At 41.6% G+C, this 20,360-nt stretch carries 14 protein-coding genes and 2 pseudogenes; 1 reads left to right on the forward strand and 15 read right to left on the reverse strand.

Annotated features, from left to right (window positions below; genetic code table 11):
- Nucleotides 1-506 precede the first annotated feature (506 nt).
- From AC058W_RS12905 to AC058W_RS12925, 5 genes are all read right to left on the reverse strand, one after another.
- Entirely contained in the window at nucleotides 507-1,532 is a 1,026-nt protein-coding gene (locus AC058W_RS12905; protein WP_479390162.1) for a nuclease/transposase family protein, read from the reverse strand.
- 7 nt (nucleotides 1,533-1,539) lie between these two features.
- Complete coding sequence (locus tag AC058W_RS12910; RefSeq protein WP_479390163.1) at nucleotides 1,540-1,824, reverse strand: hypothetical protein; 285 nt, start codon at nucleotides 1,822-1,824, stop codon at nucleotides 1,540-1,542.
- Nucleotides 1,825-2,228: 404 nt separating this feature from the next.
- Nucleotides 2,229-3,917: a glycogen synthase gene (locus AC058W_RS12915; RefSeq protein WP_117676765.1), complete on the reverse strand. Its 1,689-nt coding sequence runs from the start codon at nucleotides 3,915-3,917 to the stop codon at nucleotides 2,229-2,231.
- A 561-nt stretch (nucleotides 3,918-4,478) separates the two neighbouring features.
- On the reverse strand, nucleotides 4,479-4,955 hold the full coding sequence (locus tag AC058W_RS12920) for a GNAT family N-acetyltransferase (RefSeq protein ID WP_117676767.1): 477 nt from the start codon (nucleotides 4,953-4,955) through the stop codon (nucleotides 4,479-4,481).
- On the reverse strand, nucleotides 4,945-5,193 hold the full coding sequence (locus AC058W_RS12925; RefSeq protein WP_330489884.1) for a HipA N-terminal domain-containing protein: 249 nt from the start codon (nucleotides 5,191-5,193) through the stop codon (nucleotides 4,945-4,947). Before AC058W_RS12925 ends, AC058W_RS12920 begins: the two co-directional genes overlap by 11 nt.
- 122 nt (nucleotides 5,194-5,315) lie before the next feature.
- On the opposite strand from AC058W_RS12925, the gene AC058W_RS12930 reads away from it, so the two are divergent.
- Nucleotides 5,316-5,894: a TetR/AcrR family transcriptional regulator gene (locus AC058W_RS12930; protein ID WP_118419995.1), complete on the forward strand. Its 579-nt coding sequence runs from the start codon at nucleotides 5,316-5,318 to the stop codon at nucleotides 5,892-5,894.
- Between the two features lie 31 nt (nucleotides 5,895-5,925).
- Here AC058W_RS12930 and AC058W_RS12935 read toward each other — a convergent pair whose 3' ends face one another.
- The 10 genes and pseudogenes from AC058W_RS12935 to AC058W_RS12980 form a co-directional block, all read right to left on the reverse strand.
- The gene (locus AC058W_RS12935; protein ID WP_479390164.1) at nucleotides 5,926-7,470 is read right to left on the reverse strand and encodes an AMP-binding protein; all 1,545 of its coding nucleotides are present in this window, start codon (nucleotides 7,468-7,470) and stop codon (nucleotides 5,926-5,928) included.
- A gap of 103 nt (nucleotides 7,471-7,573) precedes the next feature.
- Entirely contained in the window at nucleotides 7,574-7,804 is a 231-nt protein-coding gene (locus AC058W_RS12940; RefSeq protein WP_008706731.1) for an acyl carrier protein, read from the reverse strand.
- A gap of 26 nt (nucleotides 7,805-7,830) precedes the next feature.
- Complete coding sequence (locus tag AC058W_RS12945; RefSeq protein ID WP_117676770.1) at nucleotides 7,831-9,219, reverse strand: condensation domain-containing protein; 1,389 nt, start codon at nucleotides 9,217-9,219, stop codon at nucleotides 7,831-7,833.
- 301 nt (nucleotides 9,220-9,520) lie between these two features.
- The gene (locus AC058W_RS12950; protein ID WP_118630464.1) at nucleotides 9,521-10,507 is read right to left on the reverse strand and encodes an alpha/beta hydrolase; all 987 of its coding nucleotides are present in this window, start codon (nucleotides 10,505-10,507) and stop codon (nucleotides 9,521-9,523) included.
- Between the two features lies 1 nt (nucleotide 10,508).
- Nucleotides 10,509-13,886 (reverse strand): annotated as a pseudogene (locus tag AC058W_RS12955) (bifunctional diguanylate cyclase/phosphodiesterase).
- 323 nt (nucleotides 13,887-14,209) lie between these two features.
- A pseudogene (locus AC058W_RS12960) lies at nucleotides 14,210-15,428 on the reverse strand (carboxynorspermidine decarboxylase).
- Nucleotides 15,428-16,687, reverse strand: coding sequence for a saccharopine dehydrogenase family protein (locus AC058W_RS12965; protein ID WP_117845464.1), 1,260 nt, complete (start codon nucleotides 16,685-16,687; stop codon nucleotides 15,428-15,430). The pseudogene AC058W_RS12960 and the gene AC058W_RS12965 overlap by 1 nt, the downstream one beginning before the upstream one ends.
- Before the next feature lie 81 nt (nucleotides 16,688-16,768).
- Nucleotides 16,769-17,626: an agmatinase gene (gene speB, locus AC058W_RS12970; protein ID WP_117676775.1), complete on the reverse strand. Its 858-nt coding sequence runs from the start codon at nucleotides 17,624-17,626 to the stop codon at nucleotides 16,769-16,771.
- A 3-nt stretch (nucleotides 17,627-17,629) separates the two neighbouring features.
- A complete protein-coding gene (gene speE / locus AC058W_RS12975) occupies nucleotides 17,630-18,484 on the reverse strand; it encodes a polyamine aminopropyltransferase (RefSeq protein WP_019162638.1) in 855 nt (284 codons plus the stop codon).
- Nucleotides 18,485-18,489: 5 nt separating this feature from the next.
- Nucleotides 18,490-19,959, reverse strand: coding sequence for an aminotransferase class I/II-fold pyridoxal phosphate-dependent enzyme (locus AC058W_RS12980; protein WP_026077052.1), 1,470 nt, complete (start codon nucleotides 19,957-19,959; stop codon nucleotides 18,490-18,492).
- Between the last annotated feature and the right edge of the window lie 401 nt (nucleotides 19,960-20,360).

The raw sequence follows: 20,360 nt of genomic DNA on the forward strand, positions 1-20,360 counted from the left end.
ATTTACGAACTAATTGTTCTTTTTTAGTATACTACATTAGGAAACAGAGAACAAGTGTTTCTTTTATAATATAGGAATTTTTTGAGCAGATATGCTCAGATGTGCAATTCATCTCACCACCTGAAGAAGGCCACTGAAAAAGTCCTTTTTGCGTATAAATTAGCACAAAATAAAGTACATCAATCAACTTTGAGACACTGTATATAGTATGAAAAAACAGTTTTTCAGCGGCGTCCCTGAAGAGGTAGGAGAATTCTTGCTACATTTGTTAAAGTTTAAAAATGCTGCTGTTAATAATAATCTCTCCGTCATTTTGTATCCTCTTTCATTCCTAGTGAATTATATCCTCACATGACTGAAGTCACGTGCTTCCAGACGCTTTAGGCGTCAGACTAAATATCGGCGGATACACCTGTAACTTAGGTTTGCGCAGATACGCGCTTTTTCCCATGTCAGATATGGCAGGTCCCCACATTACAGGTAGTCCGCTGTATATCTGCCTGCATCTATGCAGCCATTAAGAGTCCCATCTCAGAACTGAGTTCCCTTAGATCTGCATAAACACATGAGGTTCTACGCTTTACTGCAGGGACTTTTGCCTCCAGCAAAGACCTTTCCGTTGCCGGAAGGGGTTTTAAAAGTTCACGGATAAAATATCTGGCCCCGATATTATAAGAAGCTGACAAATCACAGTTATATCTTTTTCCCGTCTGAAATGCGCAGAGGCTGTGATTTCTCCAGTCACGCAGGACTATCCCTGATCCATCATACGCAAGCCTGCTCGTATTCCATGCACAGATTCTGGATATGCGCATCCCTTTCCTGTGTGCCTGATGTTCACACCGTTTCTGGATATCCCGTTTTCTCCAAAGCTGCAGTTTCTGCCTCTTACTTCCCGATATCTTTCCGTTCATTTCCAGATACTCAAATACGATCACATCTGCATGATTCTCCCATGCATATTCTGCAACTGCCCCTGCGATCTTTCTGCTTAATTCTATATTCAGACGTCTGGTGTATGCCCACCTTTCCCCTGCCTGCGCAGATCCATGTTCCCTCTGGAATCTCCGGATTCGTCCCAGTGTGCGGTACATACGGTCTTTTTCACTGGGGAAGTCAATAAACTTTCTCCCCAGGACAGTTCCGTCTGCCCGCATGATGGTACAGACTGCATCCGTATTGATTCCCAGATCCACACTGCAGATGATCTGTTCCCTTACAGGTGTCTGAGTAAGCGTCACTTCTTCTATATAAGAAAAACGCAGGAAATATTTATGGTGTCTTTTCTCCAGTGCCGGGGCAGATGCCTTTTTCCCATACCAGTTCCTGCACAGGTATTCCATATCCGTATGGCTTAAACACACACGGAACCATCTCCAGTCATGCCCGTCATACAGTTTCAGGTATGCCTCATCTTTTCCCTCTGTCCCTTCGCGGTACATCACATCCCGGTAAAAGACCGGCATGGCATGGTTTTCACAGGTAAAATTCGGTTTCCCGGAGAGTTCTCCCGCTGCCTCCCACTGTTTCATCCGGCTTTCATAGGACGATACACTTCCCAGTGCATGCTGGATGGCAGCTCTCCTGAGATAACGGGAAATGGATGTCAAAATCAAAGCGGGCATGGTTCTTTTTCGTTGTGTGAATCAGATGTTCTGCTGCATTAAAGCGTTTTTTTGCTTCCGGGATCATTTTCAGTTCTGTCCACACCTGTTCATAGATTTCCGTCAGATAGCTGACCGCCTGACGATAGATCTCCAGTGTCTGGCGGATTGGGATATTCTGTTTTCGTATTTCCACACCATAACTGGATACCGTCTGCATTTTCTTCTCCTCTGAACTGTTTTTTTATTTTGTGCTATGAACAAATTGTACCATAGATATCTTATTCTGTAAACATACGTTCTTTTTTTAACAAAAAAATTGCGCGTCTAACTCATCACTGAAGTAACGAGAATGCGACGCGCGGTCATTCAAAAAACAATTCGGAATGACACCTTCTGAGTATAGAAAGAGTACCTGCAACACTTAACCTCAATTCTTCCATAAGCTCCGGCAAGATAAGCGATAAGAGTCTCAAATAAAATCCCTGCCCAAAATCTTTTCTCTTTGCACATTTGGCGAGATCTGGCTCTTTTACTTCATTATAGCAATCCTCTAAAATAATGCATCTTAATCCAAGCCCATCAGAATGTGAAATCTTGCGTAAAGCATTTTTCAAACACACTCTAATCTCTTGGTGTTAATCCTACATACATATCTTTGTACTGTTTTGCACTCTTTTCCCAGGAGACATCTTTATTCATATCGCGGATTACCATATCATCCCAGGATTTTCTGTTCTCGAAATAGAGAGTCTTTGCTCTGTTGATTGCGTCGTAAAGCAGCCCGCTTTCATATCTGTCAAATGTAAAACCGTTTCCTGTATTCTCAAACATATTATAAGGCTGAACCGTATCTTTAAGTCCTCCGGTCTCTCTTACAATCGGAACTGCACCATATCTCATGGCTATAAGCTGTGTAAGTCCACATGGTTCAAATCTTGATGGAACCAGAAGCGCATCACATCCTGCATAAATATTGTGAGCCACATTTTCATTGTAAGCAATATATGCACAGAAATTGCCTTTATATTTGTTTTCATAATAACGGAATGTATTCTCATACTGAGAATCACCAGTACCAAGAACAACCACCTGCGTATGTTCATCCATAATTCCCGGGATTACGTCATTTACAAGATCAAGACCTTTCTGGTTGGTGAGACGTGAAATAAGTCCGATTACCATCTTATGCTCATCTACATCCAGCCCCAGAGATTCCTGGAGAGCTTTTTTATTAATCTTTTTATCCTTTATTGCTGACTTCTCATCATAATCAGCAGCTAACAGCTTATCAGTTGCTGGATTCCAGATATCCGTATCAATACCATTCACAATTCCCAGAATCTTATTGTTGTGATATCTTAAATGCTCTGCAAGTCCCTCGCCATATTCCTCTGTCTGAATCTCCCAGGCATAGGTGTTACTTACGGTTGTAACTTTGTTACTGTAAGCGATACCACCCTTTAACATATTGGCATCCAGCCAGTTCTGAATCATGCAGTCCTTATTAAATACATAATCCGGAAGTCCTGACCAGTATTGAATCATTTTTCTGTCATAAATACCCTGGAACTTCAGATTATGTATTGTGAGTACTGAAATTGCACGTCCTACATCTGTATCCTGGAAACAGGTTCTCAGATAAAGTGGTACTAAAGCTGCCTGCCAGTCATGACAATGTACTACATCAGGAGTCCAATTCAGATAATTAAGGGCAGCAAGGGCAGCTTTTGCAAAATAACAGAACTTCGGAATGTCATCTATGAGATTCGTATATGGATTTCCCCAGGAAAAGAACTCATCATTATCTATAAAATCATAGACAACACCGTCCTCCTGATATTCCATAATTCCCACATAATACTGCTTTCCATCAGAGCAGAGATTCATATCAAAGGAACCCCTGTATTCCATCTTTTCCTGAAATTTCTGAGGAATACATTTATATCTTGGAATAATGACCTTAACATCAATGTTTAATTTTGCCAGACTCTTTGGCAGGGCAGACATTACATCTCCCAATCCACCTGTCTTAACAAATGGATAACATTCTGATCCAATGAAGGCTACACTTCTTCGCGGTCCCAGATCAGGCTGTTTCGTTGGAATGTTCTGTTCATTCTGTTCAACAGCTGGCTCCTGAATAATTGCGGTTTGCTTAACAGAAACATTCTCTGCTGTTGGAGCAACAGTCTTAACAGCTTTTTGAGGACTGTTTTTTGCACTGTTTTTTACGCTGTTTCTTGCATTGCTCTTTGTATTACTTTTTGCATTGCCTTTGGTACTACTTTTTTGAACTGTTTTTTTTCTCATATCATTGATCTCCCTTTTGCATTTTACAAAGTCCGAAATTTATTACGCCTTAACTAAAATGTCCTCCGGTAAGTTCCTGATAAACATTCATTTTACAGATATTTATCATTTCCTGTTAATCTCAATTATAACACAAAATGCGCAAAGTAACTATTATTATGTGAAATGCTTCCATCACTTAATTCTTACCTGAGTGATACAAGCAAGTCCCCACCCACTGCTTATTGCTCTTCGCAACCTCCGCAGGGGACTGGCTTCCAGACTTGGACTGGAACTCTATGACAGAAAGAAGCTCGAAGAAGAGGCCAAAAAACTTGGAAAACTTGATATTTCCGATGCAGCAGACATAATCATAAATTATATCAACGCTAAAAAAATATCCGAACAAAAGCACCTGTAGACCAAATAATACTGTAAAAATCAGGCACAAGTTTCCGAAGTATAACTTGTGCCTGATCTGCATCGTTTTCTTTTAATATTTACTGTTTGACTGATGGGATTCATCTATCGGATATCTCTATAAATTCGCAGATAGACTTCTCAAATATACTATACAACGTATCAATATTCCAGGATATATTCCATCTGTCTTTCTTTGGTTTTCATACCCATTTTTTCATAGAATTTTTCGGCCGAAACATTTCCTGCCCATACATTCAGTGTCACTTCATAGCAGCCCATTCGCTTTGCTTCGTTTTTTACATACTCAAACAGACGCTCACCGATATGCTGTCCTCGTGCCTGCTGATCCACACATAGATCATCTATAAAAAGAGACTTAAACGGTACCATATTAGTTGAAAAAGGCTGTTCCTGTAATTGGCAAAATACATATCCCACACAAACATCTTCCTCGTTTACTGCTACATATATGGGTTTTTCTTCTTTTCCTAATAGCTCTGTCAATTCGCTTACAGTATATTTTGTGGTACCAGGAATAAAAATATCAGGTCTTATATCCGCATGAATCTGCAATACCTGTCCCAACAGTTCAATTATTCTTGGAATGTCTTCTTCTTCTGCTTTTCTAATAGTCATTTTTTCTCCTCCAATTATCCGGCAAACTATCTGCAAATACTCCAAATAATCCGTCAAAAAAATCTTTTGTCTGTACAAAAACCTGCTTTTTAAGGGGAAGTGAAAACGGACTGATCGGAAAACCATTTTCAATCCATTCTTCACTATATTGAAACGCAGCTTTATGGTCAGCTGTCATAGCCAGTGTTCCTACAAGTTTTCCATCATAAAATACCTGTAATGCATTACCTTTCCTCATTTATGACCTCCTGAATATCTTTATATGGAACATGCCTAAAAGCAGATAATATTTTATTTTTTTATCGTCAGATTTGTGGTATACTTTATGTATTACTTACAGACTCCCGGGAGGAGACAGCTATGCAAAATATAATTCCCGATGAAAGATATTCCGTGGCTGACGAGGCCATTTTAGGTGCTTTTTTCAAATTGGTAAAGGAAAAGAAGCCTGACAGGATTACTGTATCCGACATCACTAAAACAGCAGGTATTGCCAGAAGTACTTTTTATAATCACTATCAGGACGTCCCTTCACTGATCGCTGCAGTTGAGGATAAAACAATTCATGACGTTTTTTCCATGATGGAAAACTTCCAGCCCAAAAATGACCGGGATATCTGCAGTTCCTATTTTCTGACTCTGTGCCGGTACACTATGGAAAATCCTTTTCTGTCCGGTCTTTTAAGCACACCTCATGGCAATGATCTGTTTGAAAAAATGCTGACTATGCTCCATCATTATGTCACAGAGACTACATCTAATTCCAGGCCTGACAGGCATACAAAGGAAGAAGTTTCCTATGTGATCACCTGTGCCATCGGCAGTACTATCGGAGTTCTCCACAAATGGAGCCGGGATAATTTTAATCTTGCACCGGAAGTGATCGCTGATATTCTGTCTGAAATTTTTTTATCCGGTATGCTGCCGCTTTTATCCTAATTCAGGGAGCATAATCATTGCCCGGTCTTATTTACGCCAGAGGCTCATCAATCAGAACATCCAGCCTCTTAATCTTCTTTGTTGTGTTGCGGATAAACGGATTTTTGCGGATAACCAGTCCTGTAATGCGACGATAGGTTGGCTGATTTCTGTTATATTCATCCAGAAATGCCTGAAGCTGTGTCTGAATTGCCTCTGTATCCAATGCTTTCGCTTCCACAACGGCCTGCTCTGGATAGATGCGGGCTGTCAGGCCATTGTTCTCACCTGTCACGATCACTTCACCCACCAGTGGATTCAGAGCCAGCTTATTCTCAATCTCCTCCGGAGATACATTTTCACCGTTGGACAAGATGATCAGGTTCTTCACACGTCCATTGATAAACAGATAACCGTCTTCATCCATATACCCCTTGTCACCGGTATGCAGCCAGCCATCCTTTAAAGTCTCTGCAGTCTCATCAGGCATCTGATAATATCCCTTCATTACACTGCTTCCTTTTACCAGAATCTCACCGTTTTCAAATCTGATTTCTACATTTTCAAGTGGTTTTCCAATAGAACCCTTTTTATGGTTTTCCGGTGTGTTATTGCTGATAACAGGGGAACATTCTGACATTCCATAACCTTCCAGCACTTCAACGCCATATTCTGCAAAACGATCAATATAATACGGATCCAGATGTGCACCGCCTGTAAAGATAATGCTCAGTTTTCCGCCAAATACTTTTTCTGCCAGAACTGCCTTCGGGATTGACGGATCAGCGGCAGCCAGTCTCTTATAAATCGTCTCGATCATCATTGGAACCATAAGCATAATATCCGGTTTGAAAATACTCATATTTCTTACCATATGAAGCAGGGAATCATTGATACAAAGAGTTGCACCCAGAGAGAATCCCTTCAGCCAGTCCATAACCAGACAGAATGCGTGATGGATCGGAAGCACACTGAGCATGGCAGTTCCCGGTTCTGCTGTAATCTTTACTGCCTCAACATTGGAAGCCAGATTATTCTGTGTCAACATAACACCCTTGCTCTTTCCTGTTGTTCCGGAAGTGAAGATAATGGTCGCAATATCCTCTGCATCCGGGCAGACAGAATCTGCTGATGCGCTCTTTCCTGCATTTCGAAGTTCACTAATACCATATACCTTTGCCGGTGCATCTTCTACCTCTTCCTGAAGCATCCACACCTTCTGAAGTTTCGGACAATTTCCAAGAAATGCATCCAGATATGGTCTAAACTTCGGACTTAAGAAAAGAGCGGCAGAATCGGAACGGTTAAGCAGGTCGATCAGATCCTCACAGGGAAGCGCGGCATCCAGAGGTACTGCTGTAGTACATCCGGTGATGATTCCCAGATAGCTTTCCATCCACTCTACAGAACTGGTTCCGATCAGTGCAATGTGCTTTCCCTCAAAGCCTTCTGCAAGAAGACCTTTTCTGGTGGCAACTGCATTTTCCATCAGTTCGCCATAGCTTCTTTCCATGATTTCCTTTTTATTGAGCCATTTTACTGCTTTTACTTCGTCAAATTTACGTGCACTTTCTTCTAATATATTTCTGATTAGCATATCTGTCCCCCATTATTTTCTGAACTGTTCAAGTTATGGATATCCTGTCAGGTACAAAATATCTTTGATCCTGACATCTTTATAAGTTTTACTTCGAAAAAAATTACTGAAGTTCTTCCAGCAGATTTAAGGCTTCGCCAAGAGTTGTGATCTTCAACACTTCGCTCTCGTCAAGTTCGAGATCAAAGGTATCCTCAAGTTCACCTAAAAAGGACATAAAATCCAGAGAACTGAAACCCAGATCCTCGCGGAATCTCATTTCATTATTCATTTCTTCCGGTGCTACCTTGCTATACTGTGCTACAATATTTTTAAATTCCATTTCCTGATTCATTGCGTTTCCTCCTGATATTGATTCGGTTAAACCAGTTCCATAATTTCGCCGATGCTCATATCCGGCTCTGCGATTCCCTTAAAAAGAATACGCATCATATAATAATAAAGCAGCTCCATATCATGTTCCTCCAGATGAGCAGTCTGGTAATGATAGGAGAAGTTCATACCTCCATCTTCTGTATGGGATACGGTCAGATACATCTTCTTGGTGGCTGCACCGTTTGCAAACCATTTTGCATGCTGACGGATGGTTCCAAGCATTTCATTCTCCACCTTCACAGTCATTGGCTGATAAGTCAGATAACAGCTCTCATATCCTGTATGCTCCGGTGTATTGTATCTCTTTCTCATCTCATCCATAATAAGTGCCGGATCATAGTTGCTGTGCATGTATATACGATTCTGCATATTCTGGATCTCATAAGCAGCAGAAAGGAAATCTGTCTCCGGTGCGATCACTGTTCTGCATGGGAACATGATGGTTCTGCTTCCTCCTGAAGTCCACTCATCATGAGTAGAACGTCTGGATATAAAGTTCTGGATAGTGATATCTTCCTGTCCGTTATTTACTTTTGACAGATAAGTACGGATACCAAGCAGAAGAAGATTTGTCATGGATAGCTGATGGTTCATACAAAAATCAATCAGATTTTTAGTTGGTTCCGGCTCCAGATAATAATCCTCAACTGCTACAAACAGATCCTTCATCTCAATGTCAGAAGAACGAAGTTCGGGATTTCCATGACGTTTTCTCGCTTCCTCCAGTACGGACGGTCCCTGAATATCAGAATACAGAGGTTCGCCCAGTGCATCCAGCTGGTCATCCCAGAATTTCTTATCTTTTGCAAAACGTTTCTCGTTGCCTGCTTTTGCCAGGTCTTTTTTCAGTACTGTCTCAAAATCTGCCAGTTCCTGCGGATAGGCTGTTCCATATTTATAATAGGTATATAATTGAAACAGATCACCGATCATTACTACCAGACCACAGGAATCAATCAGTCTGTGATCCATATGTACAAAGAAACCATTATATCCTTCCGGCAGCTTCAACATAGTAAACTCGCACATGGGAATGTCATCACCGTCAAAGGTTTCGTATGCCCACTGCTGCATCAGTTCGTCTGCTTTTGCAAGGCTTCCCATTCCTGACAGATCCTTGAATCCGATATCCCTTGGATCCTGTTTTACAAGGTACTGCTGTACATTTCCGTCTTTATCAGGCTTTGTAAAACGGATTCTGGTGCATCCGGAACGTTCTGTTTCCATCTGAATGCATTTTTTTAATAATCCAAAATCCAGTTCAGCCTGTACAGATGCCACAACACTGACACCGGATACCTGCTGTGTACCGTAATCCATGATCCAGTTGTGGTGCATTTTCTGTGCTGCTGTTAAAGGATAGTAGTTTGTCATACTTTATTTAACCTCCATCGCCCGGTTTCTCTTTTCCCGGATACAAAAACATTACATATTTTTTTCAGTAGCTTACCGTTAGTTCAAAAACGATGTACTGACAGCTACAACATTACTTTTTTTATTACGCAACAAAAAATAGCACAGATTTTTTCCAAATACCAGTACTCTCAGGACTTAATGAACACTTTACATAAAATTGACCGGGACTTATCATACATTTAACAAAACGTATCTGATAAGTCCCGGTCAGGGGATTATTGTCATTCGTAATCACCTTTGGCGGTGGAAAACAGTCACATTATTTTTCAGAATTACTACCATCATATTTCTCAAAAAACTCCATCACTGTACACTGATACAGTTCCGGATCTGCATAGGCACTGCACAGATGCCTTGCTTCCGGTACAATGACCAGTTCTTTTGGTGCTTTGCACAGCATATAGTTCTGAAATGAATTATTCGGATACACATAGGTATCTTTCTCTCCATGAAAGAAAAGGACAGGTCTTGTATTCCTTTTCATAGCTTCTGTGGTATCTGCATCTTTCATACGAAATCCTGCCACAAAATGGCACAGCCAGTCCATTTCCTTCAAAAGCAAAGGGATATAATGCAGATGAAACCAGTTGTCAGCCATATCCCGCATCTGTCTTTCCATAGACTGGAATCCACAGTCTGCGATCAGTCCCTTCACTTCTGGCGGAAGCCTGTATCCGGATGCCATCAATACAGCAGATGCCCCCATAGACTGTCCATACAGATAGATTGGAAGTTTCTCCTTATTTCTCTCGGACACATAAATTGCCCACCGCTGTACATCCCATTTTTCCTTTGCTCCAAAGGTGATATATTTTCCTTCACTTTCTCCACAGCAACGCTGTTCCATAAATAAAAGATTGCACTGGCGCTCGTGGAGATATTTTGCCATAAATGACAGGGAACCAAATCTGCTGCCCCGATAGCCATGGCTTAATATGACAAATCTCTTTGCATTCTCTGCAGGCAGATAGAATCCATGGAGTTTTAATCCATCCACACTCCGGATATAGCAGTCCTGCATCTTCTGAGCCTCGCACCATGCCCTACTCTCCTCATATTCCTTTGCATATCCGTTTCTGGGATGATTATCCCGTATATGGGATAATTCAAACCATTTCTTTCTTTCCTTTTTCCTTCCCCCTCTTTTGCAACAGACCACCATGTTAAAAAAGCGCCAGCCAATTTCCATAATCCCTGAGAAAAAAAGTAATACTACTGCTGACAACTTACAAATTTTTTTCTTCATCTCATTTTCTTTCTATAAATTTTGTCATAAACTCTTCATATTCACAAGGTTTTCCCCAGAAATATCCCTGGGTAAATTCCGGGCGCAACTTTCGGATTTTGAGCCATTCCTGAGCATTTTCCACGCCTTCGATACAAATCTTCATATCCAGATTATGGGTCATGGTACAAAACTGATTCAGCAGATAATATTCCTGTTTATCTGCAACTGCTTTGGCAGTGAAAGAGCGGTCGATCTTAATGATCTCCGGTTTCAGTTCGCTGAGATAATGGAAATTCGAGTATCCGGTTCCAAAATCATCCAGTGCAAGACTGATTCCCATCCGCTTCAGTTCTGTAAGAAAATGCTTCTCATTTATATTTTGTTCCAGAAGGTCACTCTCTGTCAATTCCACGATCAAGGCTTCCAACGGCAGCCCGGCTCTTTTCATTTCCCCACTGATATCCTAGATCACATCAGACTTGGATGCCTGAACCTGAGAAATATTAATACTTACTCTGAACTCTGGAATTACTTTCCTGATTTCACTGCATTTTCCCATAACCTCCCTCATCATCCATCGGCCAGCAGGAATAATAAGTCCTGTTTCTTCCAGAATCGGAATAAACTCTGCCGGTGAAACCATTCCAAATCTTTCAGAAGTAAAACGCATTAAAGCTTCTGCTCCATAAGACACCTTTTTATCTTCAGCAAATACAGGCTGATAAAAAGCCCTAAAGCCTCGGAAGCCATTGTTCACCGCTTCTCTCAGTTCCTGAGTAATCTCCCTCTTCCTAAGAAATCTTCTGTAGGTTTCCTCATTAAATATATAGCAACGGTTTCTTCCCAGCTTTTTCGCTTCATTCAAAGCGAAATCTGTCAGCTTCAGGGCTTCTGAATACTGATTCCCCTTTAATGCCGCAAATGGCACAATTCCTCCTGAAACCGTATACATGACCTTAAACTCATTAGATTCAATGAATCTGTCTATTTCATTTCTCACTTTATCATAAAGTTTATCTGCATCCTTCACCTCGTCAGAAAAAACATCCAGAATCAGAAATTCATCTGCCACAAGCTTGTACACTTTCTGTGCTTCTGATATGCAGCCGGAAATACAATCTGCTGTTTTTCTAAGTACAAAATCACCGTACTCCTGTCCGAAGTTATCATTGATTTCCTTAAAATGATCGATTCCTATACGAAGCAGATATCCTGTTTCCAAAGGAGTATCCTGTTGATCCATATACTGCCGCAATCCTGTCTCTCCTAATAACCCGCTTACATTATCTGCCTTCTGTCTTTCTCCAATCTCATTGATACAACCGATCATATAAAGAGGTTTCGTATTATCATCCCGGACCAGATATCCTTTGCAATGAATCCAGACCGGCATTTTTTTCAGATCCAGCCATCGATATTCCATACTATGGATACAACGGTCTGTTTTAAGAAGATTATCAAATTCCTCTTTCAGTTTTTCATAATCAGGTTCATATACAAATTCTTTATGGTTTGAAATCACACTATGAAAACTATTTTTCGGAATACAAAAACGGTCAAGAGCCTGGTTTGCTATGTAATAAAAATCTGTCCGGAAATCAATCACATACGGGTAACTATCTGTAGTTGGACTCAGAAGATCGATCACGCTGCAAAGTTCATCCACTGACATACTCTGATACTTTTTCTCCTGCAGGATCACCTCATCTGTGATCTCCTCTGTGGAATGCTTTTCCATGCGGGAAAGCAAGTGACTCGGATCAGTTGACCCCGCAATCTTCTTCCTGCGCTTCTGACGGTACAGCATGGTATCGCTTCGTCTTACAATATCTTTAAAATCAAAATCTATATCCTGCTGATAATAAGCGTATCCTGCTGATACACTAAACGGATACTCCAGCTTGTGTGTTTCTACGGTTTTCTTCAAAATCAGCTCCAGTGTCTTCAGCCGTTCCGGAATCATATCTTTCTCATCGCTGTGATATACATATGCAAACTCATCGCCGCCAATTCTAAAACAGTTCTTTACATTCTGAAATGCCTGACTGATACACTGATAACACAGCTTCAGTGCCTCGTCTCCCTTTTCATGTCCAAAATTATCATTGATTACTTTCAGATTATCCAGATCAAAAAGCACTACACCTGTGGTGCGCAGTTTAATTTCAGCTTCATCCAGATATTTCACCATATCCTCGTAAGCATTTCGGTTCATAGCCTCTGTGAGCATATCCATATTGGCTATTTTCTGCAGATAGATTACCTTTTGTTTCTGGATATATTGATCGTAATATTGAGAAACCTGGATCCAGATCAGCATAATGATAAACAGCATGGTTCCTGTAGAAAGCAAAATGGATGTCTGTTGAAATCTTCTTAAATAATAAAGAAACATTTCTGCCATTGCAAATCCCATGGCTACGTACATAGGATACTGGAATTTTTGGGCTACATCGTTTCCTGCTTTTCTGGCTTCGTAAAGAATGATCACAACTGTGTAAACCGCATTTGCAACCATAATAACATGAGTTACAGAAAGTAACCGGAACATATCAATAATTCCTGTACACTGAAGCAAAACATCGACTGCCATATTTGCAAGATAAAGAATGGAAAAAATCAATGCTCCTTTATGGTACTTGCTTTTACAGATATCATATAACAGGAAATTAAATGGCACCGGGAAAAGAAAAAGTGAAAAATAATCCACAAAATATAAGGTTCTTCCATCCGGGATCAAAAACTGCAGAAAGCCACATTGTACCAGTGTCCATACTGCGACCAGCAATGAGAAAAATCCAAGGTTTAAAAAAATCTCCATTTTCGCTTCTGTCTTGTCGCTTCTTTTTCTTTGCGCTGCTCCACAATAGAGAATCAGGCAGATAACAGCGGCAAACAAAATTCCACAGCTGATTACCAGATTTCCGAGACTGTCTGTTAATATTTTCAGAATACAATCGCCTCGTGTTCCGTATACAAGACTGACTTTATTTCCATAATAGCCCTCATATACCGGAATAATTCTGACCTCCAGGCTTTTACCTGCACTGTCTCCCGGAATATCCACAATATGCCAGCAGCTTCCCGGTGACTTAATAAAGCCCGGGACATCCGCTTCATTTCCGTATTCGTATATTTTTTCTCCATCCAGCCAAACTTCTGCAATGGTGTGGGTGGTTTTAAATAAAATCGATCTGGGGATATCGAAATCTTCAGGCAGAGCAATATTCTCTGATTTGATTTCTCCTTCTTCCAGTTCTTTTGTTTCGCACTGGATTGTATTATCCCAGAACAATTTTTCCCTGGTCGTACTCTGGCTGAAAATCCAACCTGAAAAACAGATGGCAAACAGCCCGAACACGAACATAGTAATCCATAATCTTTTTTCTATTTTCATAGTCTCTCCTTTAGAGTGTATGTCAAGCGGATATTCATAAAACACACCTGATTGCTATGGTTATTTTGTATTTCATTTGTATTCTGTTTTTTCATACTTCATATTATCTCTCTATTTATTAAACAATATACTGCTTCACTGTATTTCATCTTTATCATTGTATCACAGATTTCTGAATAAATGTTAGTGCTTTTGACACTTTCTTTGTTATAAAACCACAAAACTTCAGAGCAGAAATGCCTTTCACGAATAATCGCTTCAGACATTTCTGCTCTACTAATTCCCGGATATCACTTCTTCCGGACTATATATCGACTCTTAACTTAAAGGTGCCTTCCAAGTCTTCCCTTAAAATCTGCGTAACCAAACTCTCGTAAGCTGTAACATAGTGTTGTCAGCACGTCTGAGCCAGATATCCGGCAGTGGCATTCCATTAAATGTATTATTCTTACAGGTAGTATAAATAGCCATATCTCCAAACATAATAATATTCTCCATATTGGGGATTTCTGTCCCGAATTTGTAATCTCCGATCACATCTCCTGACAGACAGGTTGGTCCTCCAAGCCGAACCGTAATCCCCTCTTCTTCCAGTTCATCTGTACCAAGTAATGGCGGTCGATAAGGCATTTCCAGTACGTCCGGCATATGACAGGCTGCACTGGCATCTACAATTGCAATCTGTGTCTCTCCATTTTTCAGAACATCCAGTACACTGGTCAGGAGAAAACCTGCATTTAATGCCCACGCCTCTCCTGGTTCCAGATAAACTTCCACATCCCAATCATTCTTTGCCATCTGAAATACATCGTTCCAGTCGTTCAATGTCATACCCTGCTTGAAGATGATGACCACCGCCAAAATTGATCCACTTTACCTGAGAAGCCAGATCACCGAAATGCTTCTTTAACAGAGACGAGTGTTATCTACCAGATCATCAGAATCCTGTTCACAGAGAGTATGAAAATGCAGACCATCCAGCAGATCCAGAAGCTCCGGATTTTTCCCAATTGCTTCATCCCACTGAGCTCTTGTTGTACCCATACGGCTTCCCGGTGCACAGGGATCATAAATCTCATGACCTTCCTGGGTAGAACATTCCGGATCGATCCGAAGTCCCACACTCTTTCCTGCTTCCTTTGCCATCAGTCCAAACCGAAGAAGCTGAGACGGAGAATTAAACACAATGTGATCTGCATAACGAAGCAATTCTTCAAATTCATCTGCCCGATAGCCGGCACAGAATACGTGGACTTCCTTTCCAGGCATTTCTTCTGCACCCAGCCTTGCCTCAAACAGTCCGCTGGCCTCTGTACCTGCAAGATATGGCTCTAAAAAGTCATAACAGTCAAAGTTACTGAACGCTTTCTGCGCCAGAAGCATCCTACATCCTGTTCGTTCAGCCACTTCACCGAGAAGCTTTGCGTTTTTTATAAGTGCATTTTCATCCAGGATATAGCAGGGAGTTTTTATATTCCTAAATTCCGGCGGAATGACTCCGCCGGTGGCTGTAAATGGTGCTCTTTTATCCAGTTCTTCCATTAATCTACCAGCTCCGGATCATGGCTTTCGCTGCGTGGCAGACCGTAACGGTCAAGTGCTTCCAGGAACGGATCCGGATCAAATTCTTCTACTGTATACACACCTGGTCTGATCCATTTTCCGGTCAGCATCATAAGTGCACCGCACATTGCCGGAACACCTGTTGTATAACTGATTGCCTGACTTCCAACCTCATGATAACATTCCTGATGATCGCATACATTATAAATATAATATGTTTTTTCTTTTCCATCCTTTACGCCTGTAAAAATACAGCCAATGTTTGTTTTACCTTTTGTACGCGGTCCAAGACTTGCAGGATCCGGAAGCAGTGCTTTCAGGAACTGAATCGGAACAATTTCCTGTCCATTATACTGGATCGGTGTTGTAGAAAGCATTCCCACATCCTCAAGACAACGCATATGATCCAGATAACTCTGTCCAAAAGTCATAAAGAAACGAATCCTTTTTACACCTGGGATTGTTTTTGCCAGAGACTCGATTTCCTCATGGTGAAGCAGGTACATATCCTTATCTCCCACCTGGTCAAACTTATATTCTCTCTTAATGGCCATCGGCGGGATTTCCACCCAGTGTCCGTTTTCCCAGTAGCTTCCCGGTGCACTTACTTCACGGAGATTGATTTCCGGATTAAAGTTTGTGGCAAATGCATATCCATGATCTCCGCCATTGCAGTCCAGAATATCAATAGTATCAATCTGGTCAAATTCATGCTTTAATGCATGGGCACAGTATGCCTGTGTAACACCCGGATCAAATCCACAGCCAAGTAAAGCTGTAAGACCTGCATCCTCAAATTTTTTGCGATATGCCCACTGCCAGGAGTAATCAAAGTAAGCGGAAAAGCCCTCTTCTTTACAACGTTTCTCATAAATAGCACGCCACTGTGGATCATCCGTATCTTCCGGTTCATAGTTTGCGGTATCCATATAGTTTACACCACAGGCCAGACATGCATCCATGATCGTCAGATCCTGATATGGAAGTGCAATGTTCATTACCAGATCCGGCTTATAATCATTAATCAGTTCGATCAGCTGATCCACATCATCCGCATCAACCTTGGCTGTGGTAAGAACTGTCTTTGTCTTTCCCCTTAATTTTTCTGCAAGCGCATCACATTTTTCCTTTGTACGGCTTGCAATACATAATTCTGTAAATACCTCATCTGCCTGACAACATTTCTGGATTGCTACACTGGCTACTCCTCCGCAGCCGATCACAAGTACTCTGCTCATAACTTTTTCTCCTTTTTCCTTATATATAACCGTTTCTTCAACAGTTTTTTATAGTGTTTATATTATCTGTGTCCTTCAGATTTATTTTGTAATTGCCAGAAGCAGTTCCCGCAGTACCTTACATGCTGTTGCAGTGGATACACCGCTTACATCCAGCATAGGTGCCAGTTCATTCACATCTGCACCTACCACTTTGGTCTGAGAAACAGTTTGTATTGCTTCCAGAAGTTCCAGGAAGCTCACACCTCCTGCTTCCGGAGTTCCTGTTCCCGGAAATGCTGACGGATCCAGACAGTCCAGATCAATTGTAAAATATACAGGAACCTTTTTTTCTTTCAGTTCTCTGACTGTCTCTTTCAGTCCGTCAAAAGTAAAGGGATGAAAATCTGTATGCTTCGCAGCAAATTGAAATTCTTCTCTCTCCCCACTTCTGATGCAGAACTGGTGGATACGGTTATCTCCCAGAAGCTCATGGCATCTTCGCAGCACACAGGCATGACTTAGCCTGGCTCCCAGATAATCGTCTCTTAAATCTGCATGTGCATCAAAATGTATAATATGAAGGTCCGGATATTTATTAAATACAGCACGTACCGCTGCTAATGTTACCAGATGTTCCCCTCCCAGAAGCACCGGGATTTTTTCTGCTTTCAATATTTCCTCTGCCCGCTTTTCAATGTCTGAAAGAGCCATTTCACTGCTTCCGAAACAAAGCTCCAGATCACCGCTGTCAAATACTCTGATATCCATAAGATCTCTGTCCTGGTATGGACTGTAGGTTTCCAGTCCGAAGCTCTCATGACGCATGGCAGACGGGCCAAACCTGGCACCTGGACGAAAGCTTGTTGTGGAATCAAAAGGAGCACCATAAAGAACAACAGATGCTTCCTCGAAACTGCTTTCACAGCCGATAAAGGTTTCTACATTAGACTGAATCATAAGTTATCCCTCCACTTCCTTCAGCATATCTTCCAGAAATGCAGGAAGATAGAATGCTCCCTTATGGAGTCTTGTTGTATAGTAACGTGTGCGAAGGTTTAATGCATTCCATGCTTCCGGGTCCAGATCATCGACAGGATGATATTTTTTACTTGCAAATCCAAATAACCAGTAACCTGCGGCAAATGTAGGGATATGAGCCTGATAAACACGACTGATCTGGAATGTACTGGCAATTTTCTTATGACTACGCTGCATTGCATGTGCATCTTCTGTATAGAATGGACTTCCCTGCTGGTTGACCATAATTCCATCATCTTTTAATGCATTATAACAGTTCCCGTAAAATTCACGGGTAAACAGTCCCTCCGAGGGACCAAAGGGATCAGAAGAATCCACAATAATAAGGTCATATTTTCCCTCACATCGCCGGATAAATTTCAGCGCATTTTCGTAATGAAGATGTACTCTTCTGTCATCCAGTCTGCATGCATTTTCCGGAAGATATGCACGACAGGCTTCCACAACCAGAGGATCCATTTCTACCAGATCAATATGTCTGACTCTGTCGTATCTGGTCAGTTCACGGACAACACCGCCATCTCCTGCACCGATCACAAGAATATCCCTTGCTTCTTTGTGAACTGCCATGGGCACATGGGTGATCATCTCATCATAAATAAATTCATCTCTCTCTGTCAGCATTACATTTCCATCCAGAGTCAGCACACGTCCAAATTCAGGTGTTTCAAAAATATCAATTCTCTGATAATCACTCTGCTTAGAATAAAGCTGACGGTTTACCCGGATACTATGCTTCACATCCGGTGTATGAAATTCTGAAAACCACATTTCCATTGTCTTTACCTCCCTGCCAGAACATTCAGTCTCAAAATATCTGGATCTTCAGGTCCTGTCATATTGCATCCCTTTGCTTTGGCATATTCAATATAATCCAGGATTTCTGCTGTAATCCTCTCTCCAGGTGCAAGAATGGGAATCCCAGGCGGATAACACATCACAAATTCACTGCAGACCTTCCCTTCAGTCTCCCGGAGAGGCAGGCTGCATTTGTCTGCATAAAAAGCTTCCTGTGGACTGGTCACCACCTGGGGATCAATATATTCCTGACTCAACAGCCCGGAGCCATCTGTCTGAAAACGTCTGCGGATTTCAGCAAGTGCACTTACAAGCCGCTCCACCTCCTGGGCACGGTCACCAATGGAAAGATAGGCCAGAATGTTTCCAATATCACCGAATTCTATCTGGATATCATATTCATCCCGCAAAATATCATAAACCTCGATCCCTGCAAGTCCGATGTCCAGTGTATGTACACTTAATTTCGTAATGTCAAAATCAAAGACTGAATTTCCATTGACCAGTTCTTTTCCAAATGCATAATAACCGCCAATGGCATTAATTTCCTCTCTTGCATATTCTGCCATATCTGCTACCTGATGAAAAATCTGGCGGCCTCTCTGTGCAAGATTTCTTCTTGAAATATCAAGGCTGGACATCAGAAGATAGCTTCCTGATGTTGTCTGTGTCAGATTAATGATCTGACGAACATATCCTGCGTGTACAGCCGGGCCTGTGAGGAGAAGACTTGACTGTGTAAGACTTCCACCGCTCTTGTGCATGGATACAGATGCCATGTCTGCACCTGCTGCCATAGCAGAAACCGGAAGACCCCCTCCAAAATAAAAATGCGTTCCATGGGCTTCATCTGCCAGGCACAGCATTCCAGCATCATGTGCCATCTTAACGATCGCACGTAAATCACTGCATATTCCATAATATGTCGGGTTATTGACCAGTACTGCAACTGCTTTCGGATGCTCTTTTATGGCCTTCTCAACCTGTTCCCTGCGCATTCCAAGAGAGATTCCAAGTCTCTGGTCCACTTCCGGATTTACATAAACAGGGATTGCTCCGCATAAAACAAGGGCATTTAAAACACTCCTGTGAACATTACGGGGAAGTATGATCTCATCTCCCCGTTTACAGGCAGTCAATACCATTGTCTGAACGGAGCTTGTTGTGCCTCCTACCATCAGAAATGCATGTGCTGCACCAAAAGCATCTGCCGCCAGTTCTTCCGCTTCCCGTATTACGGATACCGGATGACAGAGATTGTCCAGTGGTTTCATGCTGTTGACATCCACACCTACACATTTTTGTCCCAGAAATTCTGTCAGCTCCGGGTTACCTCTTCCGCGTTTATGACCCGGCACATCAAATGGCACCACTCTCATTCGTCGGAAAGTCTCCAGAGCTTCATGTATGGGTGCATGATTCTGGTTTAATTTAAAACGACTTCCTTTCATCATTCCTCCATTTCCAGTTTCCTTTGCTTCAACCCTCAATCAGCAATTCCACAGACTGAACAAAACAAAAAGCGCAGGTAAGGGCACTTAACCACAAACCTGCGTTTTGATCTGTATCTATATGTTTTATCAACAAGCATAAAAAAGCAGATAATACTTTCTTTCAGCATCATAAATAAAACTTCTGGATCATGCGTGTCAGAGTCTATATAGCAATTATACTTTTACTACTCTTATTGACCGTTTCACAAGTCTGCGCGTCCGGCGCATCGCGGTTATCAAAGGAACCTACTTATAAAATTTGAGCTTCTAACTCAATCAATAAGGTAACCAAAGTTACCATAATCGGCAGTGGACCCGGCTGTCCGTATGGCCTTAACCCTCCCGGGTGGTCCAAAACAATT

The sequence above is a fragment of the Blautia sp. CGZ-1-C1 genome, from assembly GCF_056504575.1.

Coding starts and splice junctions, on each gene's coding strand:
- AC058W_RS12940 (WP_008706731.1), bottom strand. CDS start 7,804: ATGAATCAGGAAATGGAATTTAAAAATATTGTAGCACAGTATAGCAAG.
- AC058W_RS12980 (WP_026077052.1), bottom strand. CDS start 19,959: ATGATGAAAGGAAGTCGTTTTAAATTAAACCAGAATCATGCACCCATA.
- AC058W_RS12925 (WP_330489884.1), bottom strand. CDS start 5,193: ATGAGGAAAGGTAATGCATTACAGGTATTTTATGATGGAAAACTTGTA.
- AC058W_RS12915 (WP_117676765.1), bottom strand. CDS start 3,917: ATGAGAAAAAAAACAGTTCAAAAAAGTAGTACCAAAGGCAATGCAAAA.
- AC058W_RS12945 (WP_117676770.1), bottom strand. CDS start 9,219: ATGACAAACTACTATCCTTTAACAGCAGCACAGAAAATGCACCACAAC.
- AC058W_RS12910 (WP_479390163.1), bottom strand. CDS start 1,824: ATGCAGACGGTATCCAGTTATGGTGTGGAAATACGAAAACAGAATATC.
- AC058W_RS12935 (WP_479390164.1), bottom strand. CDS start 7,470: ATGCTAATCAGAAATATATTAGAAGAAAGTGCACGTAAATTTGACGAA.
- speB (WP_117676775.1), bottom strand. CDS start 17,626: ATGATTCAGTCTAATGTAGAAACCTTTATCGGCTGTGAAAGCAGTTTC.
- AC058W_RS12920 (WP_117676767.1), bottom strand. CDS start 4,955: ATGACTATTAGAAAAGCAGAAGAAGAAGACATTCCAAGAATAATTGAA.
- AC058W_RS12905 (WP_479390162.1), bottom strand. CDS start 1,532: ATGAAACAGTGGGAGGCAGCGGGAGAACTCTCCGGGAAACCGAATTTT.
- AC058W_RS12965 (WP_117845464.1), bottom strand. CDS start 16,687: ATGAGCAGAGTACTTGTGATCGGCTGCGGAGGAGTAGCCAGTGTAGCA.
- AC058W_RS12950 (WP_118630464.1), bottom strand. CDS start 10,507: ATGAAGAAAAAAATTTGTAAGTTGTCAGCAGTAGTATTACTTTTTTTC.
- AC058W_RS12930 (WP_118419995.1), top strand. CDS start 5,316: ATGCAAAATATAATTCCCGATGAAAGATATTCCGTGGCTGACGAGGCC.
- speE (WP_019162638.1), bottom strand. CDS start 18,484: ATGGAAATGTGGTTTTCAGAATTTCATACACCGGATGTGAAGCATAGT.